We start from the raw sequence: 14,498 nt of genomic DNA on the forward strand, positions 1-14,498 counted from the left end.
CTGGCGTTTTTAGCCGTCGTCGCGGTTGTCCGTCCGGGCAGCCTCGGCGGCGGCTTTTTGCACTACGGCCTCGAGTTCATCGGCGGCGAGCAGCTCCCGGTGCAGGTGCTTGGTGCGGTAGCCGGCCCGGCCCACCATGTGCGCGGACACCGGCACCGTGAGCAGCTGGAAGATCCAGGCCACCACCAGGACCGGCCAAACCCACCAGGTGCGCATCTGCAGCCCAATCGCTGCCAGCAGCAGGAACAGGCCCAGGACCTGCGGCTTGGTGGCGGCGTGCATGCGGCTCATCAGGTCCGGGAAACGGAGCAGCCCGATTGCGGCACCCAGGGACAGCAGCGCACCCGCCACCATGAACACCGCGGAGGCAAGGTCGATCCACGCGTCCGCGCCGGAAAAGTCAGGATTCATGGGGGTTCACCCTCCGGTCGGCGACGAACCGGGCCACCGTGACCGACCCGATGAACCCGATGATGGAGATGGCCACCACCAGCATCAGGTTGTTCAGGTGCCGGTTCACGGCCATGTCCACGCACAGGGCCCCGCCCAGGATGGCGAGCAGGACATCGGCCGCAAGGACCCGGTCCAGCAGCGAAGGGCCGCGGGCAATCCTGATGATGGCCCCGCCCGCGGCGAGGGAGAAGATGACGGCCGTGACCGCCAGGACAACGGGCATCATGCAGACGCCTCCATTCGGACGGCTTCAAGTTCTTCGGCGGAACCCATGATGCGGATCAGGCCCGCTTCGATGGACCGGACCTCGTTCCGCAGGCCCTCGATATCCTGCTTCGAGGTGATGTTCAGTGCGTGCAGGTACAGGGTGGAGGCCGGGCGGTCCACCTCCACCACCAGGGAGCCGGGAATCAGGGAGATCACGTGACCGGTGGCCGTGACGATCAGGTCCTGGTGGCTCCGGAGCTTCACCGCGACGACGGCGTTGGTCACCTTGGGGCCGCGGACGGTGGCCAGATACAGGACCTGGCCGCTGGCGACCACCACTTTCGCCAGGAAGGCAAAGGCAAAGGGCACGGCGTACAGGATGTTGAACCGGCCGCTGAGTTCCACCGGCGGAAGGTAGAACAACCTGGCAACGCCCACCGCCAGCAGGGCGCCGAAGAGCAGGTTCCCGGGGCTGAAGTCCTGCCAGAGGGCACCCCACACGATCACCAGCCAGACCAGGAGGGGAAGCTCCTGGCGCAGCGAAATCCGTTTGCGGCTCATCGTCCTCCTCCCGTCACGGTGGCCGGGACGGCGGTATTGCTGCCGAGGACCGACTGGATGTACGGGGCCCGGTCGAGCATGTCCCGCGCAGCCTGGTCGGAGAGACCGAACAGCGGCCCGGCGAACACGGTCAGGGCGACGCCGAGCACCACCAGGCCAAGGGTTGATCCCACCATGGTGCGCGGAAGGAGCGTGACCGTGTTGAGTTTGGCGCCCGGCCCGGCGGCGCGCCCGGAGGGTCCGGCCAACAGCACAGGGTCCGGATGTTCGGCGTCCTCCGGCTTCCGCCAGAACGCACGGTTCCATACGCGGGCGATGGCCAGCAGCGTCAGCAGGCTGGTCAGCACCCCTCCGATCACCAGCGCGTAGGCCAGCGGGGTTCCCAGCTCAATGCCGGCCTGCAGCAGCCCCACCTTGCCGAGGAACCCGGAGAACGGGGGGATGCCGGCCAGGTTCATACCGGGGATGAAGAACAGCATTGCCAGCAGGGGCGAGAGCTTGGCCAGCCCGCCGAGCCGGTCAACCGAGGAGCTGCCGCCGCGGCGTTCGATCAGGCCGGTCACCAGGAACAGGCTGGTCTGGATGGTGATGTGGTGCGCCACGTAGAAGACCGCCGCTGCCAGGCCTGCCACGGAGGACATGGCCAGGCCGAACACCATGTACCCGATGTGGCTGACCAGGGTGAACGAGAGCAGACGCTTGATGTCGCTTTGCGCCAGCGCACCAAGGATGCCCACCACCATGGTCAGCAGTGCCACCACCATCAGTGGCGTGTTCAGGGTGTCGCCGGGGAACAGCAGCGTTTCGGTCCTGACCATGGCGTACACGCCCACCTTGGTCAACAGGCCGGCGAACACGGCGGTGACGGGTGCCGGCGCCGTGGGGTAGGAGTCGGGGAGCCAGAAGGACAGCGGGAAGACGGCGGCCTTGATGCCGAACGCCACCAGCAGCATGACGTGCAGCAGGGTCCTGGTGCCTTGGTCCAGGTCGCCCAGCTTGAGGGCGAGGTCGGCCATGTTCACTGTCCCGGTTGCCCCGTACACCATGGCGATGGCGATCAGGAAGAGCACGGAGGACACCACGGACACCACCACGTAGGTGACGCCGGCGCGGATCCGGGGCCCGGTGCCGCCCAGGGTCATGAGCACGTAGCTTGCGGTCAGCAGGATCTCGAAGCCGACGTAGAGGTTGAAGAGGTCCCCGGAGAGGAACGCGTTGGACACCCCTGCCACCAGGATCAGGTAGGTGGGGTGGAAGATCGAGACCGGGGCGTCCTCGTCGCCGTCGGCCATGCCCTGCCCCGTGGCGTACACCAGCACGGCGAGGCTCACGGCCGAGGAGACCACCAGCATCAGCGAGGAGAACTGGTCCACCACCATCACGATGCCCCAAGGCGGCAGCCAGCCCCCGATGGTCACCGCGGCGGTTCCGCTGTTCCAGGCGGACGCCAGCAGGAGGCATTCCAGGGCCAAGGTAAGCGACAACAGTCCGATGCTGACCGCCCGCTGGGCGCGGGAGTGCCGGATAAGGAGGAAGGTCAGTGCCGCGCCCAGGATGGGAAGGACGACGGCGAGCGGGGCCAGGCTGGCGATGTTCACTTTGTGCCGCCTTCCGGGCCGGATTCGATGGTGGGCGAGCCGGGTTGTTCTTCCGCGGCCGCCTGTTCGGCCGGCATTTCCCGGCCTCCCGCCGTGACGGTGGCGAGCGGAAACTCGGACGTTTCGGCCGGGATTTCGGCGTCGTCCTCCGCGTCGAAGCTCGGTGTTTCCGCCACCCGGAGGTCCTCCACGTCGTCCTGGATATCGTCCTGGCGGGCCAGGACCCACGTGCGGTAGATGATGCCCAGCATGAACGCGGTCACGGCGAAGGAGATCACGATCGAGGTCAGGATCAAGGCTTGCGGCAGGGGATCGTTGTAATCACCGGCCGGGGTGTCCTTGGTGAAGAACGGAGCCAGGCCGGCGTATCCCCCGGTGGACAGGATCAGCAGGTTGGTGGCGTTGGCCAGCAGCATCAGCCCCAGCAGGACGCGGGTGAGGCTGCGCTCGAGGATCAGGTAGATGCCGCAGGCATACAGGGCGCCCATGACGATCAGCAGGGTCAGGTTGACGCTCATGCGTTGCCCTTTGCGGTGGTCTCGGCAGGAATACGGTCCGGTTCCTGGTCCTGCTGCGCCGGTTCAGGCCCGGCCGCTGCGGACCGTTCTTCCATGTGTTCATCGATCTCGGCGCCGAGGCTGCGCAGCACGTCGAGCACCAGGCCCACCACCACCACATACACGCCGATATCGAAGATGGTGGAGGTGACGAACTTGATGTCGCCGAACACGGGCAGCCACACCTCGATGATGGCGGACTGGAACACCTGGCCGCCCAACAGCAGGGGCGTCACGCCTGAGGCCGCGGCCAGGGCCAGGCCGGTGCCCAGCAACGCACCGGCGCTCAGCGGTGCGGCTTCCCGCAGTTCGAACCGCCCACCGGCCAGGTAGCGGATGGTCAGGGCCAGGCCGGCGGTCAGGCCGCCGGCGAAACCGCCGCCGGGCAGGTTGTGGCCGGCCAGCAGCAGGTACAGCGAGAAGATGATCATCGAGTGGAACATGAGGCGGGTGACCACCTCGAAGATGATGGAGCGGCGTTCCGGGGCGAGGGTCCTGCCCGCCACGATCCAGGCGTCCCGGGCCGACGCGGCGAACTTCCGGCTGATGGCCAGCGCCGCTCCGTCGCGGGACCCGGGGTCTACGCCGTGGTACCGCCCCACGGTGCCCTCGGCAACGGAGGCGGACCGCTGCAGGCGGTCGCCGCGGCCGCGGACGAAGATCAGGCTGGCCACGCCGGTGGCGGCCAGGGCAAGGACGCTGATCTCACCGAAGGTGTCCCACGCCCGGATGTCAACGAGGGTCACGTTGACCACGTTCAGGCCGCCGCCGCCCTCATAGGCGAGCTGCGGGAACTGCAGGGACACCGGGATGGCGGTCCTGGCTCCCATGGCGAAGATCGCGGCGAACACCATGGTCACGCCGAAGCCCAACCCGATGATGACGCGCAGCACCCGGTACTTTCCGCCGGTGCGGTCACGAAGCTCAGGGGGAAGGCTGCGCATGGCCAGGACGAACGCCACCAGGATGATGGTTTCCACCAGCATCTGGGTCAGGGCAAGGTCGGGGGCCCCCTGCAGGGCAAACATGAGGGCGATGCCGTATCCGGTGACGGAGACCATCAGCACCGCCAGGAAGCGCTTATTGGCCTTGACGGCGGCCAGCGCGCCAATCACGATGCCCACGCCGGCCACCAGTTGCAGCGGCGAGTGCGGGTCCACGAGGTAGATGTCCCGCGGCAGGGCATTGCCGCTGAGCAGGATGGCGGTGAGCGGCAGGACGAACGCCACGCTAAGGATCACCGCGAGGTAGAAGTAGAGGGAACCGCGCTGGGTCCGGCCCGTGATCCAGACTGCGGCGTCGTCCAGGGCGCCGATGGTGAGCTGGTAGCCCCGGTCGCCGTCCACCCAGCCCGGAACCAGTGCCTGCGCCCTGGCCACGGCGTTGCGGCCGAAGTACATGGCCAGGCCCAGAACGAACGTGACCGCCGTCAGCCCAAGGGCGGGGGTGAAACCGTGCCACAGCGCCAGGTGGCCGGCCTGCTCAGCCGGCGTTCCGGCGTCGGGCGCCTCGGAGGCGAACAGCGCCGCGTACGGCTGGATCCAGGCGTCCACCGGCACCGGCCAGAGCCCGTAGGCGATGGTCAGGACGCTCAGGAGCGCGGGCGCGGCAAGGAAGGAGGGCCGGATGGCTTTGAACGGGGTCGGCTCCACGCCGGGCTTGGCCGCGAAGGCACCCCACATGAACCGGGCGCTGTAGGCGAAGGTCAGGATGGATCCCACCACCAGGCCGGCCAGCACCACCATGCCCCACGGACCGGCATGCGGGCCGGTGGCGTGGTGCACGAACGCTTCGAGTACCGATTCCTTGGCCACAAACCCTGCCAGCAGCGGCACCCCGGCCATGGAGGCCGCACCGATGCCCGCCACAATGCCCAGGGCCCGCGAGGACCGGAAGACGCCGGAGAGTTTCCGCACATCACGGGTCCCGGACTGGTGGTCAATGATGCCCACCACCAGGAACAGCGTGGCCTTGAACAGTCCGTGGGCCAGCAGCATTGCCAGCCCGGCCAGGGCGGCGTCCGGCGTCCCCAGGCCCACCACCATGGTGAGGAAGCCCAGCTGGCTGACAGTGCCGTAGGCAAGGATCAGCTTGATGTCGGTTTGCCGGAGCGCCCGGTAGCCTCCCACCAGCATGGTGGCCAGGCCCAGGCCCAGGACCACGGGCTGCCAGTACGCCGTCTCCGCAAAACCCGGGGCAAGGCGGGCCACCAGGTAGATTCCGGCTTTGACCATCGCCGCCGCGTGCAGGTAGGCACTGACGGGGGTCGGCGCTGCCATGGCACCCGGGAGCCAGAAGTGGAACGGGACCAGCGCGGACTTGGTGATGGCACCCACCAGGATGAGCACGACGGCGGCGCTCACCGTGGCGCCTGAGGGTCCGGAGACCAGCACGGCGGCTTGCTCCAGGATGCTGGAGACGCGGTAGGTGCCCGCGGTGTAGCCCAGCATGATCAGGCCCACCAGCATGGCCAGGCCACCGGCCGTAGTGACCATCAGCGCCTGCAGGGCAGACCGGCGGGCCGCGAGCCGGGTCCTGGCAAACCCGATCAGGAGGTAGGACAGGATGGTGGTGAGTTCCCAGAAGATGAACAACAGCAACAGGTCATCGGCAAGCACCAGGCCGAACATGGCACCGGCGAACGCCAGCAACTGTGCGCCGAACGCACCGAGGTCCTGGTCTTTGCGTTTGAAATACCGGGCACAGTAAAGCAGCACCAGCGCACCGACACCCAGCACCAGCAGGGACATCACCCAGGCCAGTGCGTCCATCCGGAACGCAAATTCGAGGTGGAGGCCGGGAATCCATTCGAAGACTTCGGTTACTGCGCCTGTCCCGGAGTAGACGGCGCCGTGCTGGAAGGCCAGCCAGGCGAAGGAAACAGCCGGGACGGCCGCCAGCGCGTAGAACGCATTCCGGCCCCAGGCCCTGAAGAGGAAAGGCGCCAGGACAGCCACCGAAAAGTGCACGGCAAGGACTGTTATCACTGGTATCTCCGCAACGTCAGGGATTCGATTGTCAAAAGTTGGAGCAGGCGGCAAGAAAGTTAGATCCGGGAGGCTCCAGTTTATCAAGGCTCCGGCACCACCTTTTCTGGTGCGTGTGGGCCCGCGCGGCGAATTCCCCCACGTCACGGGGCTGTGCTCCGCCGGGTGTTCGCCACGGGCGGATACGATTCAACGTATGAACAGCGCCAGCGCTCAGGGGGCAATGCGGCCTGCCTCGGAACTTGAATCCGGAACCCGGACTTCCACCAAGCGCCGCATCCTGGCGTGGGCCTCTTGGGACTGGGGCTCGGCGGCCTTCAACGCGGTCATGACCACGTTCGTCTTCACCGTCTACCTGACGTCCAATGCCTTCGGCGGGGAGGACAGTGCTTCCGCGGTCCTGGGGTCCGCCCTGGCTGTTGCCGGGTTCGCCATCGCGCTCCTGGCGCCGGTCACCGGCCAGCGCTCGGATGCGGGCGGCCGCCGCAAGTTGTGGCTGGGGGTGAACTCGGCCGCCGTCGCCATCCTTACCGCCCTGTGCTTCTTCGTGTTTCCGCACCCGGAATTCCTGCTCCCCGGCGCCTGCCTGATTGCGCTGGGCAATGTGTTCTTCGAGTTCGCGGGCGTGAACTACAACGCCATGCTGGCCCAGGTCTCCACGCCGCAGAACATCGGGAAGGTCAGCGGCATCGGCTGGGGCGCGGGCTACGTTGGCGGAATCGTGGCCCTCCTGATCGTCCTGCAACTGTTCGTCCAACCGGCTTTCGACTGGGCCGGGGCGTCCACCACGGAGAGCCTGAACATCCGGCTGGTAGCGGTCTTTTCGGCGCTCTGGTTCTTCGTCTTCGCCCTCCCGGTGCTGTTCGCCGTTCCCGAACTGCCCCGCGCCACGCAGGCCGCCCGCCTGGGCTTCCTGGCCAGCTACGGGCTGCTGTTCCGGCGCATCAAGGCCATCTACGCCACCAGCCCGCACACCATCTATTTCCTGCTCGCCAGTGCCGTCTTCCGGGATGGCCTGGCCGCCGTCTTCACCTTTGGCGGCATCATCGCGGCCGGGACCTTCGGCTTCGCCTTGCCGCAGGTCATCTTCTTCGCCATCTTCGGGAACGTGGTGGCGGCCATCGGTGCCGTGATCGGCGGCTTCCTGGACGACAAAGTGGGCCCCAAGGCCGTCATTACGGGTTCCTTGGTGGGGCTCCTGGCCGCCGGGACCGCCATCCTGGTCCTGGGCAACGGAAACTATTCCTTCTTCGGCATGGATTGGGCCGGGAGCACCACGTTCTGGGTATTCGGGTTGTTCCTCTGCCTGTTCGTGGGGCCGGCCCAGTCCTCATCCCGCGCCTACCTGGCGCGCCTGGCGCCGCACGGGGAATCGGGAGAGCTCTTCGGGCTGTACGCCACCACCGGACGCGCCGTCAGCTTCCTGGCACCCGCCCTCTTTACCTTGTGCATCACCGTGGCCACCCCGCTGGTACCCGCCGGGCAGGCCCAGCGCTGGGGCATCCTGGGCATCATGGTGGTGCTGCTGGCCGGGCTCCTGGTCCTGCTGCCGGTGAAGTCTCCGGACAAGGCCGCCATCGCCGTGGTCCCCGCCGCCTGACGCCGCTTCCGACACCCGCCGGGGCCGGGCCAGGTGTTGCCAGGCAGACTAGGCTGGAACCATGAACGTGGACGAAACCAACCTGCCCGGCCTGGGCCGCCGGAAGGATTTCATGACCGCTTCCGGACGCCGCATCGGGGTCGTGGAGCTGCGCGAAGGCCAGACCGAACTTATCGTCTCCACCTGGGACGATCCCGATACCTGCCAGGCTTCGATTCCGCTCACCAGCGACGAAGCCGCCACGTTGGGCAACCTCCTGGGCGGAACCCACCTGGCCATGAAGCTCGCCGAGGAGCACAAGGACGTCCCCGGCATCGTCACCCGCCAGTTCTCCATCGCCGCTGACTCCCCGTTCCAAAACCAGCCCATGGGCAAGGCCTGCATCCGTACCAGGTGCGGCGTCTCCATTGTGGCCATCATGCGTGAAGGCGAGGTGCTGCCCTCGCCCGGGCCCGACGTCGTCCTCCACCCCGGCGACCTGCTGGTGGCGGTGGGCACCCAGGAAGGCCTGGACTCCGCGGCCAATATCCTGCGCCACGGCTAAGCCGAATGGACCCGTTGGCCCAGACCCTCATTGAGCTGGGGGCCGTTGTGTTCTGCCTCGGCCTGCTGGCCAGGCTGGCCGGCAGGATCGGAATGTCCCCCATCCCGTTCTACCTGCTGGGCGGACTCGCCTTCGGGGCAGGCGGCATCGTCAAGCTGGAGGGAATGCACGAGTTTGCGCACCTTTCCGGCGAGATCGGCGTCATCCTCCTGCTGCTTATGCTCGGATTGGAATATACGGCCGCCGAGCTGTTCACCGGGCTCCGCCGTTCATGGCAGGCCGGCGTCCTGGACCTGGTCCTGAACTTCATTCCCGGCGCAGGCCTCGCGCTGGTCCTCGGCTGGGGCGGCGTAGGTGCCATGGTCATGGGCGGCGTAACGTACATTTCGTCGTCCGGCATTGCCGCCAAGGTCATGACGGACCTGGGCCGGCTGGGAAACCGTGAAACACCAGTGGTGCTGTCCATCCTGGTCTTCGAGGACCTCGCCATGGCCGTCTACCTGCCCATCCTCACTGCAACGCTCGCCGGTGTGAGTTTCCTGGGCGGCCTCACCACGGTGGGAATCGCCCTGGCGGTGGTGAGCCTGGTCCTGATGATGGCGTTGCGGCACGGGCACCATGTTTCCAAAGCCGTCCACAGCGAGAACTCCGAGGTCTTCCTGCTCAACGTCCTGGGTGCCGCGTTGCTGGTGGCCGGCGCGGCGTCGGCCATGCAGGTGTCCGCTGCGGTGGGCGCCTTCATGCTGGGCATCGCCATCTCCGGCGCCACGGCCCACAGCGCCACCCGCATCCTCGAGCCGCTGCGCGACCTCTTCGCCGCTATCTTCTTCGTGGCATTCGGGCTGAACACGGATCCCACGTCCATCCCGCCGGTCTTGGGCTGGGCGCTGGTGTTGGCGGCGGTCACGGCGGCAACCAAGATGCTGACCGGCATCTGGGCGGCGAAACGCGCCGGAATCGCCCGCCCGGGCCGCTTCCGCGCCGGCGCCGCACTCATCGCACGCGGCGAATTCTCCATTGTGATCGCCGGGCTGGCGGTCGCGTCAGGCGTGGTTCCGCACCAGCTGGCGGCGCTGGCCACAGCCTATGTGCTGCTCATGGCGGTGCTGGGCCCGCTGGCGGCACGCTACGTGGAACCTCTGGCCAAGGCGGCCATCCGGCGCCGGCCCGCCGTCGCGCCCCAGGCGTAACGCTGCCGCCCCGCCGGATCCAGCGTTGCCGGTGCTAGATGCTGGTGCGGTGGAAGTTCAGGTGGCTGCGGCTGGCCGTCGGACCGCGCTGGCCCTGGTACCGGTTGCCGTACTCCCCCTGGCCGTAAGGGAATTCCGCGGCGGAGCTGAGCCGGAAGAAGCAGAGCTGGCCGATCTTCATGCCCGGCCAGAGCTTGATGGGCAGGGTGGCCATGTTGGACAGCTCCAGCGTGACGTGCCCGGAGAAACCGGGATCGATGAAGCCTGCGGTGGAGTGCGTCAGGAGGCCCAGCCGGCCCAGGGATGACTTGCCTTCGAGGCGGGCGGCGATGTCGTCGGGCAGGGTGACGGTTTCGTACGTCGACCCCAGGACGAACTCCCCCGGGTGGAGGATGAACGCTTCGTCCTGCTCCACTTCCACGAGCCGCGTCAGTTCGGGCTGCTCCAGCGCGGGGTCGATGTGCGCGTACTTGTGGTTGTCGAACAACCTGAAGAATTTGTCGATCCGGACATCCACGGACGATGGCTGGACCATCGCGGGGTCGTAAGGTTCCAGCACGATCCGCTGGGAATCAATTTCGGCACGAATGTCGCGGTCAGAGATCAGCACGGCTCCCAAATTACCGTATCGGTTATCCACACCCGCACTTTCCCGTTGTTGCTGTGGCCCCGTGGGGCTAATGTTGCGAATGAAAGCCGCCGGAATGGTCTCCCGGGTAGGCATGACAGAGCTGGGGATGTTGTGAATAAATTGGTGGCACCGTCTTTTATTGGCGTGCTCTGTGCGTTGGCGCTGGTCTCATCGTCCGCCACTGCTCCTCCTGCGCCGCCGTTCGGCCAGGCCTCGGGCACGGCGAGCATCACCCTCGCGGCTCCCTTGATGCGGGACCCCGGCAGGTCCGCTGCCGCGGATACAGGCATAGGAAACCTCACGCCGGCCGTGGACCCGGACATCAGGGCGGCTGCACCGCTGCCCACGCCCACCCCCGCGCCCACCGCTGCCTCCGCGCCCGCAACGTCATCAACGGCTTCGGCATCCTCCCCGTCCACCCCGCCATCCACCGGGGCGCTCCCCTCCACCGCCGCCGCAGCGACGACACCCGACGTGCCGTCCATCCCTCCACTGTGGGCGCCCGACCAGGAACTCGCCGCCCCCGCCCCGGCCCAGATGGCCGCACCCGAATCGGCCACCGCACTACCCTCCACCGAGGCACTCGTCCCGGACAGCAACGCAGCCGCCATCCTCACGGTCTTCACCAAGATCAATGAGTACCGGGTAGCCAACGGCCTGAACAAGGTGAAGTACCACCCCACCGTGGCCGGCATGTCCCAGGAATGGTCGGACAACATCGCCACCCGGGAGGTGGTGGAGCACCGGGCCTCCTTCTGGACCGACCCCCGCGCAATGAACCCCAACAACGGGGCCGGTGAGATCATCGCCATCCGCACGGACCGCGACGCCGCCCAGCTCGTGGAATGGTGGAAGGGCTCCCCCGGGCACAACGCCATGCTCCTGGACCCCAGGTTCAACGTCATGGGAGCCGGCATCTCCTACACCAACTCCACCTACCAGATCTGGGGAGTGGTGAACTTCTTCGGCTACACCACGCTGCCCGCCGGAACCCTCGATTCCCCGGGCGGCGCAGGCTCCGGCTCCGGCTCCGGCGGACCCTTCCCGGCACCCCCGCCAAGCCTGTGCGATGCCCCGGTACGGCACATGCCGCCCACCCTGAACCTTTCCGCCGCCGCGATCACCGGCCCGGCCGACCTCGTGTCGGTCGACTCGGCCGGGCAGCTGTTGAACAGGGCATCCACCGGACCTCGTACCTACGCTGCCGCGAAGGTGATCGGCTCAGGGTTCGCCGGCGCCAAGGAAGTCTTCGTGACGGACTGGGACCGGGACGGCACCTTCGACGTCCTGGTGCAGTGGACCACGGGCAACCTGGCCCTCTACCGGGGCATCGCCACCGGCGGATTCCAGGCGCCCATCACGCTCGGCACGGGCGGCTGGAACACCTTGACCCTGGCGGTGGGAGGCTGGTGCGCCAACAACAGGATGCCCCAGATCCTTGCCCTCGACGGCTCCGGGAACCTGTTCCTCTACCCGAACAAGGGCACCGGCGACATTGCGGACCGCGTCACCATTGCCACCGGCATCTCCGCCTCCCGGCTGGCCATGGTGGACTACGACGCTGACGGCTTCCAGGACATCCTGGCGCTCAAGGCCGACGGCACTGTCACGCTGTACCGCGGGTGGGGCACCACAACTCTCCGCGCTGAGGCACGGCCCACCGTAGCCACGGGCTGGACGGACGTCACCGGGATCCGCGCGCTGCGCAACGTGACCGGGCTGAACTCCACCGGAGTGGCGCTGCGCCGGGCAAACGACACCGTGCAGTACTGGGACCTGGGCTCCGGAAGCCTCGCGTCGCCGTCGAACATTGCCGGGCCCTGGACCGGCCAGCGGCTGGCGCAGTAGTCCCGGGATAGCCGGCCCTGCCCCGCAGGTTTCAGAGGGCGGGCTGGAGTTCCAGGATGTCCTTCAGCCGCTCGAGCTGGCCGACGTCGGAGCCGACGCGTCGATGCAGCATCCCGTCCAGGAGCCCCAAACGATTGAGGATGCTGAACCGGCCCTCGCGTTTGGCTTCCACGGCGAACCGGACTCGGGTGCCGGAGCCTTCGGTGCTGAGGTAGTACCCGCCCCAACGGGTGGCGGGCCCGGAAACGATGTGGAACTCGATTTCAGCCCCGGGCCGGACATTGGTGATTTCCAGCTCCGCGGGAATGCTCAGCCCGGAACGGCCGGCCACCATCTTGCGGTAAACGGCGCCTTTGCTGTCGGCCGGGCCCTGCACGAGCTTGACACTGCGGACGTCGTGCCGCCAGGAGGGGAGGTTGGTGGCGTCAAGGAGGTACTGGTACACGGCCATGGCGTCACGCTCGATGAGGACCTCGTTTTCTGCGCTTGCCATGAAGATATTTCCTGTGGTTGACGTCGGCTGCCGCAGTAGCCGCCTCCCCCAATGTGGCCGCTACCGGATCAGGTTAGCCAGCGCCCGTCCGCCGGACCTAGCCGGCAGGGCCGACGTTATTGAAGAGTTACTGGATGACGCCGGGGGTTTGGAGGACACGCAACGCCCCCGCTTGCCCGGTTGGCGGGGAGCCCCTCGATCTGCGCTAAGCTAAGTTCTGCCCCGCGCGAGTGGCGGCACTGCGGCTGTAGCTCAATGGTAGAGCGCTAGCTTCCCAAGCTTGATACGCGGGTTCGATTCCCGTCAGCCGCTCTGGAACCTCCGTCCCCATGTGTTGCACCGCCCCCGGCGCCCATTAGGTGCAGGGGTGTAGGGTCGGTAGCCAGGAACCTTTTCGGTTCCGCTACAGGAGCAATCATGGCTGACAAGTCCCCGCGTCAAACGGCATCAAAAAAGTCCGGCAAGTCCATCAAGGAAAAGCGCGCAGACAAGAAGGCAGCCGCAGCGCCGGCCAGTTCCCTGGACATCACGTCCACCAAGGCCGCAAAAAAGAAGTGAGCGGCCACGAACCCCGGCTGAGCCTGGGCGTCCTGGCCTCCACGCGAAAACCGGACGAGCGCCGCGTACCCATCCACCCCCTGCACGTCGAACGGATCGCCCCCGCACTGCGGCAGCGCATCATCCTGGAGCAGGGCTACGGTGAGCGCTTCGGCGTCCCGGACAGCCACCTCTCCGCGCTGGTGGGACGCATGGCGGCCCGGGAAGAACTGCTGGCCGCGGCCGACGTCGTCCTCCTGCCCAAACCGCAGCCGGAAGACCTGGCGGAGATGCGGGACGGGCAGGTCCTCTGGGGGTGGCCGCACTGCGTCCAGGACCGGGCCATCACCCAGCTGGCGATTGACAAGAAACTGACCCTTATCGCGTTTGAGGCGATGAACCACTGGGCCAGCGACGGCGGGTTCGGCCTGCACGTGTTTCACAAGAACAATGAGCTGGCCGGCTACTGCTCGGTCCTGCACGCGCTGGCGCTGACAGGTTCCACCGGGGACTACGGGCGCCGGCTGAGCGCCGTCGTGATCGGTTTCGGTGCCACGGCGCGCGGGGCGGTGACGGCGCTGAACGCGCACGGCATCCACGATGTCCAGGTGCTGACCAACCGCGGCGTGGCAGCGGTGGGCGCCCCCATCCATTCAGTGAACATCGTTCAGTTCGACCACGACGACGAGGCTCCCTTCCTGAGCCAGGTCATCACCGAACGGGGCAGGGTCCCGCTGGCACCGTTCCTCGCCGAGAGCGACATCGTGGTCAACTGCACGCTGCAGGATCCGAACAACCCGCTCACGTACCTGCGGACCGAGGACCTGGCAGCGTTCAGCCCGGGCAGCCTTATCGTTGACGTTTCCTGCGATGACGGCATGGGCTTCAGCTGGGCCAAGTCCACCACGTTTGCGGCCCCGATGATCACGGTCGGCGACCACATCAACTACTACGCGGTGGACCACAGCCCGTCCTACCTCTGGAACTCCTCAAGCTGGGAGATCAGCCAGGCGCTCCAGCCGTTCCTCGAAACAGTCATGGGCGGACCGGCCGGGTGGGACGCGAACGACACCATAGCGCGGGCCATCGAGATCCGCGACGGGGTCATTCGAAACGAGGCCGTGCTGCAATTCCAGGAGCGCGCCGCGGAGTACCCGCACCAGGCGTTGCACCCGGCAGCTGTTTAGGCAGCTCCGCCGAACGGCAGCCGGGCATGGCGTCGTGCCCGGTTGCCCCCAGCGGCGCCGGCGCGCCTTCCCTAGGCGCCGGCGGTTTTTGGGCGCCGGCGGTTT

14 protein-coding genes and 1 tRNA gene are annotated in these 14,498 nt (G+C 67.3%); 7 read left to right on the top strand and 8 right to left on the bottom strand.

The genetic code is table 11. From position 1 onward, the window contains the following. Positions 1-9 precede the first annotated feature (9 nt). The 6 genes from mnhG to QRM95_RS12875 are packed head-to-tail and all read right to left on the bottom strand — an operon-like array spanning position 10 to position 6,363. Entirely contained in the window at positions 10-411 is a 402-nt protein-coding gene (gene mnhG / locus QRM95_RS12850; RefSeq protein ID WP_285247964.1) for a monovalent cation/H(+) antiporter subunit G, read from the bottom strand. Further along, complete coding sequence (locus tag QRM95_RS12855) at positions 401-679, bottom strand: MrpF/PhaF family protein (protein WP_018760725.1); 279 nt, start codon at positions 677-679, stop codon at positions 401-403. The genes mnhG and QRM95_RS12855 overlap by 11 nt, the downstream gene beginning before the upstream one ends. Continuing rightward, positions 676-1,221, bottom strand: a complete 546-nt coding sequence (locus QRM95_RS12860; RefSeq protein WP_018760724.1) for a Na+/H+ antiporter subunit E — start codon at positions 1,219-1,221, stop codon at positions 676-678. The genes QRM95_RS12855 and QRM95_RS12860 overlap by 4 nt, the downstream gene beginning before the upstream one ends. Further along, positions 1,218-2,819 carry a Na+/H+ antiporter subunit D gene (locus tag QRM95_RS12865; protein ID WP_018760723.1) on the bottom strand — a complete coding sequence of 534 codons (1,602 nt, stop codon included), beginning with the start codon at positions 2,817-2,819 and terminating at the stop codon, positions 1,218-1,220. The genes QRM95_RS12860 and QRM95_RS12865 overlap by 4 nt, the downstream gene beginning before the upstream one ends. After that, the gene (locus tag QRM95_RS12870) at positions 2,816-3,337 is read right to left on the bottom strand and encodes a Na(+)/H(+) antiporter subunit C (protein WP_285247965.1); all 522 of its coding nucleotides are present in this window, start codon (positions 3,335-3,337) and stop codon (positions 2,816-2,818) included. Before QRM95_RS12870 ends, QRM95_RS12865 begins: the two co-directional genes overlap by 4 nt. Beyond that, positions 3,334-6,363 (bottom strand): Na+/H+ antiporter subunit A, encoded by a 3,030-nt coding sequence (locus tag QRM95_RS12875; RefSeq protein WP_285247966.1) that lies wholly within the window; start codon positions 6,361-6,363, stop codon positions 3,334-3,336. Before QRM95_RS12875 ends, QRM95_RS12870 begins: the two co-directional genes overlap by 4 nt. Before the next feature lie 196 nt (positions 6,364-6,559). Between QRM95_RS12875 and QRM95_RS12880 the strand changes: the two genes are divergently transcribed. From QRM95_RS12880 to QRM95_RS12890, 3 genes are all read left to right on the top strand, one after another. After that, on the top strand, positions 6,560-7,963 hold the full coding sequence (locus QRM95_RS12880; RefSeq protein ID WP_285247967.1) for an MFS transporter: 1,404 nt from the start codon (positions 6,560-6,562) through the stop codon (positions 7,961-7,963). A 61-nt stretch (positions 7,964-8,024) separates the two neighbouring features. After that, on the top strand, positions 8,025-8,507 hold the full coding sequence (locus tag QRM95_RS12885; protein WP_285247968.1) for a cation:proton antiporter regulatory subunit: 483 nt from the start codon (positions 8,025-8,027) through the stop codon (positions 8,505-8,507). Positions 8,508-8,512: 5 nt separating this feature from the next. Further along, positions 8,513-9,697: a cation:proton antiporter gene (locus tag QRM95_RS12890; protein ID WP_285247969.1), complete on the top strand. Its 1,185-nt coding sequence runs from the start codon at positions 8,513-8,515 to the stop codon at positions 9,695-9,697. Positions 9,698-9,731: 34 nt separating this feature from the next. Here the strand turns inward: QRM95_RS12890 and dcd are convergent, their stop codons facing one another. After that, positions 9,732-10,307 (bottom strand): dCTP deaminase, encoded by a 576-nt coding sequence (gene dcd, locus QRM95_RS12895; RefSeq protein WP_018760717.1) that lies wholly within the window; start codon positions 10,305-10,307, stop codon positions 9,732-9,734. Positions 10,308-10,451: 144 nt separating this feature from the next. Between dcd and QRM95_RS12900 the strand changes: the two genes are divergently transcribed. After that, entirely contained in the window at positions 10,452-12,176 is a 1,725-nt protein-coding gene (locus tag QRM95_RS12900; protein ID WP_502934962.1) for a CAP domain-containing protein, read from the top strand. Positions 12,177-12,207: 31 nt separating this feature from the next. Here QRM95_RS12900 and QRM95_RS12905 read toward each other — a convergent pair whose 3' ends face one another. Beyond that, complete coding sequence (locus tag QRM95_RS12905; RefSeq protein WP_285247970.1) at positions 12,208-12,669, bottom strand: SRPBCC family protein; 462 nt, start codon at positions 12,667-12,669, stop codon at positions 12,208-12,210. A gap of 241 nt (positions 12,670-12,910) precedes the next feature. Between QRM95_RS12905 and QRM95_RS12910 the strand changes: the two genes are divergently transcribed. The 3 genes from QRM95_RS12910 (at position 12,911) to QRM95_RS12920 (ending at position 14,393) form a co-directional block, all read left to right on the top strand. Further along, a tRNA-Gly gene (locus tag QRM95_RS12910) sits at positions 12,911-12,981 on the top strand. A gap of 105 nt (positions 12,982-13,086) precedes the next feature. Further along, a complete protein-coding gene (locus tag QRM95_RS12915) occupies positions 13,087-13,227 on the top strand; it encodes a hypothetical protein (protein WP_168223187.1) in 141 nt (46 codons plus the stop codon). Further along, entirely contained in the window at positions 13,224-14,393 is a 1,170-nt protein-coding gene (locus QRM95_RS12920; RefSeq protein WP_285247971.1) for a N(5)-(carboxyethyl)ornithine synthase, read from the top strand. Before QRM95_RS12915 ends, QRM95_RS12920 begins: the two co-directional genes overlap by 4 nt. Positions 14,394-14,498 lie beyond the last annotated feature (105 nt).

The organism is Pseudarthrobacter sp. efr-133-R2A-89 (assembly GCF_030209315.1).
GTDB lineage: Bacteria > Actinomycetota > Actinomycetes > Actinomycetales > Micrococcaceae > Arthrobacter.